The sequence below is a fragment of the Pseudomonas sp. S37 genome (assembly GCF_016658545.1).
Classification (GTDB): domain Bacteria; phylum Pseudomonadota; class Gammaproteobacteria; order Pseudomonadales; family Pseudomonadaceae; genus Aquipseudomonas.
Map to the genome: position 1 here is coordinate 1 of NZ_JACVZC010000195.1, position 5,159 is coordinate 5,159.

6 protein-coding genes are annotated in these 5,159 nt (G+C 64.6%); 4 read left to right on the forward strand and 2 right to left on the reverse strand.

The genetic code is table 11. The annotated features are described in order from the left end of the window. The 4 genes from IAE39_RS28865 to IAE39_RS28880 all read left to right on the forward strand — a co-directional run. Window positions 1–188 (forward strand): helix-turn-helix domain-containing protein (locus tag IAE39_RS28865; protein WP_201207870.1); only part of this gene is annotated, 188 nt, incomplete at its 5' end. A 66-nt stretch (window positions 189–254) separates the two neighbouring features. Further along, window positions 255–1,604 carry a UDP-N-acetylmuramate:L-alanyl-gamma-D-glutamyl-meso-diaminopimelate ligase gene (gene mpl, locus IAE39_RS28870; RefSeq protein ID WP_201207871.1) on the forward strand — a complete coding sequence of 450 codons (1,350 nt, stop codon included), beginning with the start codon at window positions 255–257 and terminating at the stop codon, window positions 1,602–1,604. Continuing rightward, window positions 1,601–2,230 (forward strand): flavin prenyltransferase UbiX, encoded by a 630-nt coding sequence (ubiX, locus tag IAE39_RS28875; protein WP_013970698.1) that lies wholly within the window; start codon window positions 1,601–1,603, stop codon window positions 2,228–2,230. The genes mpl and ubiX overlap by 4 nt, the downstream gene beginning before the upstream one ends. Continuing rightward, window positions 2,227–2,514, forward strand: a complete 288-nt coding sequence (locus IAE39_RS28880; protein ID WP_201207872.1) for a YceK/YidQ family lipoprotein — start codon at window positions 2,227–2,229, stop codon at window positions 2,512–2,514. Before ubiX ends, IAE39_RS28880 begins: the two co-directional genes overlap by 4 nt. 109 nt (window positions 2,515–2,623) lie before the next feature. Here the strand turns inward: IAE39_RS28880 and IAE39_RS28885 are convergent, their stop codons facing one another. Both IAE39_RS28885 and IAE39_RS28890 read right to left on the reverse strand, forming a co-directional pair. Next, window positions 2,624–3,268, reverse strand: a complete 645-nt coding sequence (locus IAE39_RS28885; protein ID WP_201207873.1) for an oxidoreductase — start codon at window positions 3,266–3,268, stop codon at window positions 2,624–2,626. 27 nt (window positions 3,269–3,295) lie between these two features. Further along, complete coding sequence (locus tag IAE39_RS28890) at window positions 3,296–5,029, reverse strand: C13 family peptidase (protein WP_201207874.1); 1,734 nt, start codon at window positions 5,027–5,029, stop codon at window positions 3,296–3,298. Between the last annotated feature and the right edge of the window lie 130 nt (window positions 5,030–5,159).

A 5,159-nucleotide genomic window follows, 5' to 3' on the forward strand; every position in this document is an offset into this window, starting at 1 on the left:
GCCCTGGGGCCGCTCTGCGGCCCTATCGCGACGCAAGGCCGCTCCTACAGGATGCCGAACGCGATGCCTTGCTGGCCATTTTGCAGGCAAATCACTGGCACCTCACCCGTGTCGCCGAGCACTTGGGCATCAGCCGCAATACCTTGTATCGAAAACTGCGCAAACACGGCATCACCAGGGGCGACTAAGCGAAACAGCGGGTGCGATTTATCGCGCCCTGGGCTACCCTGCCTCGATGTTTTGCGAGGTCGACCATGCATATTCACATTCTCGGTATTTGCGGCACTTTCATGGGCTCGCTGGCGGTGCTGGCCAAGGAACTTGGCCACCGCGTCACCGGCTCGGACGCCAACGTCTATCCGCCGATGAGCACCCAGCTCGAGGCCCAGGGCATCGAACTGACTCAAGGCTATGACCCGGCTCAGCTGGAGCCGGCGCCCGACCTGGTGGTCATCGGCAACGCCATGTCGCGCGGCAACCCGGCGGTTGAATACGTGTTGAACAAGGGCCTGCCCTATGTCTCCGGCCCGCAGTGGCTGGCCGACCACGTGCTGCAAGGCCGCTGGGTGCTGGCCGTTGCCGGTACCCACGGCAAGACCACCACCAGCAGTATGCTGGCCTGGGTGCTGGAGCACGCGGGCATGAGCCCGGGCTTCCTGATTGGCGGCGTACCGCAGAACTTCTCGGTGTCGGCTCGTCTGGGCGACACACCGTTCTTCGTGGTCGAGGCTGACGAATACGACAGTGCGTTCTTCGACAAACGCTCGAAGTTCGTGCACTACCACCCGCGCACCGCGATCCTCAACAACCTTGAGTTCGATCACGCAGACATTTTCCCGGACCTGGCCTCGATCGAGCGGCAGTTCCACCACCTGGTGCGCACCATCCCCAGCGAAGGCCTGGTCATCCACCCGACCACCGAACAGGCGCTGGAGCGGGTCATCGGCATGGGCTGCTGGACCCCGGTGCAAACCACTGGTGAAGGCGGCCAGTGGCAGGCCCGCTTGCTCAGCCCCGATGGCTCGCGTTTCGAAGTGCTGTTCGAGGGCGAAGCGCAAGGCGTGGTGGACTGGGCGCTGACCGGCCAGCACAACGTCGCCAACGCCCTGGCTACCCTGGCAGCCGCCCGCCATGTCGGCGTCGTGCCGGCCATGGGCATCGAGGGCCTCAGCGCCTTCAAGAGCGTCAAGCGGCGCATGGAGAAGGTTGCCGAAGTACAGGGCGTGACCATCTACGATGACTTCGCTCACCACCCGACCGCCATCGCCACCACCCTCGACGGCCTGCGCAAGCGCGTTGGCGAGGCGCCGGTGATCGCGGTGATCGAGCCACGCTCGAACTCGATGAAGCTGGGTGCGCACCGTGATGGCCTGCCAGAAAGCGTCAACGACGCCGACCAGGTGATCTGGTACGCGCCGGCCAACCTCGGCTGGGACCTGGCGGCTACTGCTGCGCAGTGCAAGGTACCGAGCGTTGTTGCCGACAGCCTCGAAGCGATCATCGAACGCATCAAGGGCCAGGCCCGCCCGGGTACCCACGTGGTGATCATGAGCAACGGCGGCTTCGGCGGCCTGCACGGCAAGCTGGCCGAGGCGCTGAAGTGAGCGGGCCGGAGCGCATCACCCTGGCCATGACGGGCGCCTCGGGCGCCCAATATGGCCTGCGCCTGCTCGATTGCCTGGTACGCGAAGACCGTGAGGTGCACTTCCTGATCTCCAAGGCCGCGCAACTGGTAATGGCCACCGAGACTGACGTGGTGCTGCCGGCCAAGCCGCAGGCGATGCAGGCTTTTCTTACCGAATACACCGGCGCTGCCGACGGGCAGATTCGCGTGTATGGCAAGGAAGACTGGATGTCGCCGGTAGCCTCTGGCTCCGGTGCTCCGGCCGCGATGGTGGTGGTGCCTTGCTCTACCGGCACCTTGTCGGCCATTGCCACCGGTGCCTGCAACAACCTCATTGAACGCGCTGCCGACGTCACCCTCAAGGAGCGTCGCCAGTTGATTCTGGTGCCGCGTGAAGCACCGTTCTCCACCATTCACCTGGAGAACATGCTCAAGCTGTCGCAGATGGGCGCGGTGATTTTGCCGGCGGCGCCGGGCTTTTATCACCAGCCACAAACCATCGACGACCTGGTCGACTTTGTTGTGGCGCGCATTCTCAACCTGTTGAACATTCCCCAGGACATGCTGCCGCGTTGGGGCGAGCATCACTTCGGGGTGGATGATTGAAGCGAACGCTGGCCGGTTTGCTGGCGCTGGGGTTGCTGAGTGGCTGCGCCACGGTGCGCACGCTGGATGCCAACAAGCCGGGGGCGCCGGTGGTGTATGCTGGCACCCGCCTGGATTTGTATGTGATCAATGGTGGTTGCTGCCCGCGGGATCGCTATGGGGCTGAAGCGCCGGCTTATCCGGGGCTGGACCTGCCGGGGAGCATGCTGCTCGACACCCTGTTGCTGCCGTTGTCGCTTCTCACCGCAGCAGGGGTAGGTTTTCAGGCTACCGGGGGCCTGTGATGGCCCTTTCGCGGGTAAACCCGCTCCTACAAGGATTGCGCCGCTCTCAGGCCTGATGATTTACCTGTGGGAGCGGGTTCACCCGCGAAGAGGCAGTCACGGGTAACGCCTATTTTTTGCCCAACTTGCGCAATTCATCCGACTCCACAATCCTTACCCCGTCCTCTTCCTCCAGCGCCAAGCGCCACAGCGCCCGCGCCAAGGTACACGCCTCGATCCCCCGGTACTTACCCGGTATCAACCTGGAAAACGGCGAAACCAGCTGCTCACCCAGCCGCGGCTCAATCCGCTCACCCAGCAGCAACGACGGCCGCACGATGGTCAGTTGCGGCCAGTCCTGCGCCTTGAGCGCCTCTTCCATCTCACCCTTGACCCGGTTGTAGAAAATCGACGACTTCGGGTCGGCGCCCAGCGCACTGACCACCAGCAAATGCCGCGCGCCCATCTCCCGCGCACGTTTGCTGAACGCCACCACCATGTCCAGATCCACCGCGCGGAAGGCTGACTCCGAGCCTGCCTGCTTCAGCGTGGTGCCTAAACAGCAGTAGGCAATATCCACCCGCCCGGCCAGTTGCGGCAGGAACACGGCCGGGTCACCGACCGGGTTTTCCAGGTGCGGGTGCTCGGCCAGCGGCCGGCGGGTAGGGGCCAGTACGCGGGTAATGGTGGGCTCGTTGAGCAGGCGGTCGAGCAGGTGTTCACCGGTGAGGCCGGTAGCACCGGCAAGCAGGACATGCTGAGGCGTCAAATACATGATGTCTCTCCCTTGTTACACACAAGTCTAGTGGTTGGCTGGCATTTCTGCCTGTGCCCCCACCTTCGCCTGCGTGGCGTTTCGCAATGCTTCTTCGGCCTGTTGCCGGCGCAGGTGCTGCCAGTGTTCGAGCACGGCTGGCGGTGCCCACATCTGCGGCTCCGAGGCCTCGAAACCTTCCCTCTGTTCCCTTTCGGCAACGTTGCTGCGTGCCAGTTCAAACGCCTGTTTCAGGTCATCGGTCTGGTTCAGGGCTTCGGCGAACAAGGCATCGCCAAAGTAGGTGAAGTCGGCTTCTTCCGAGCAACCGAAGGAAACACGGTCGGCCCGCGCGGCAGTCATGATCAGCGTGCGGTCATCTTTGAGCGGGGCGATATAGCCCCCTGAATAGCAGGCGGAGATGACAATTACCTTGTCGCGGTCTTTCAGTGGTGCCAGGGCAGTCACCAGTTCGTCGGCAGGCAGGTCGGCCAGTTGCAGGCGTGGCTGGTCGAGCACCAGCTGGTGGTCCGCGCTGCCATGGCTGGTGAGGTAGATGAACACCAGGTCTTCGGGGCCGCTGCGTTCGGCCAGGGTGGTGGCAGCGCGGGTAATGTTCTCGCGGGTGGCCATGGGGCGGCTGGCCATATGGTCGCGGTGGTTGACCAAGGTCACTTGGCCGCGGGCGCCAAAGCGCACCTTGAGCATGTTGCTGACGTAGTCGGCTTCACGCAGGAACACGCTCTGCTGGCCGTCGCCGGCCACCACCAGGCTGTACAGCTGGATCGGGGGGGCCGAGCGCGGCACGCGGGCCAGTGCCTCTTCCAGCAGGCGGCCCTGATTGAGCAGGGCAATGTCCAATGGGTCGGGCAGCAGCGTGCCTTTCTGGTCACGCACACGCACACCGTTGACCCACACGCCGCTTTCGACCTTGCCGCTTGGCAGGATCAAGCGCCCCTTGCCGTGGTAGGCATCGTTGAGGAAACCGCCGACGTATTTGCTGCCGTCGGCCAGTTGCAAGCTGCCTTCGCCGGACAGGCGCCAGTCGGCGAAGGTGCCCTTGTAATGGCTGCCATCGCTGCCCAGCAGTTCGCCTTCGCCGATCAGCGAGCCATCCTTGAATTCGCCGATCCACACATCGCCATCGGCGTTTTCGTAGCGGCCACGGCCCTCCAGGCGGTTGTCCTTGAACTCGCCGATGTACTGCTCGCCGTCGACGCTGTCGTAGGTGCCGCTGCCTTGCAGTTGGCCGTTGATGAAGTGGCCGCTGAACTGGTTGCCGCTGGCATCGCTGCGCACCCCGGCGCCGTTGGGCTTGCCTTTGGCGAACAGGCCTTGGTAGCGGCTGCCGTCGGCCAGTTCCAGCTCGCCAGCACCGTCGTATTGGTCGTCCTTGAACTGGCCGCGGTAGGTCTGGTCGGCTTGCCTGAGGGTGCCTTCGCCGTCGCGGCGGCCATGCTTGAAAGTGCCGCCATAGTGGCTGCCCGGGGTAGTCAGGTCACCCAGCCCCTGGAACAGCCCCTCGGCGAACTGGCCCCGATACACCTCACCGTTCTGCCCATGCCATTCGCCCTGGCCGTGCCACTGGCCGTCCTTGAAGCCGCCGGCGTACCAGCTGCCGTTGGGGTAGTCGATACGGCCCTCGCCCTGCAGCAGGCCATCGACCACCTGGCCCCGGTAACGCCCGCCGTCGGGCAGGCGGGCATCCGGCGGCAGCAACGATTCGCCATCGCCACAGGCGGCGAGCAGCAGGACCAGGGTAATGGGGAGCAGTGGACGCATGGCGAGGACCGGGCAATAGGTCTGCCGAGTATGACGCAGAATGGGATCCTGAAACAGCGAGCGCATGTGCTGACGCACATCCTGTAGGAGCGGGGGGGGGGGGGGGGGGGGGGGGGGGGGGGGGGGGGGG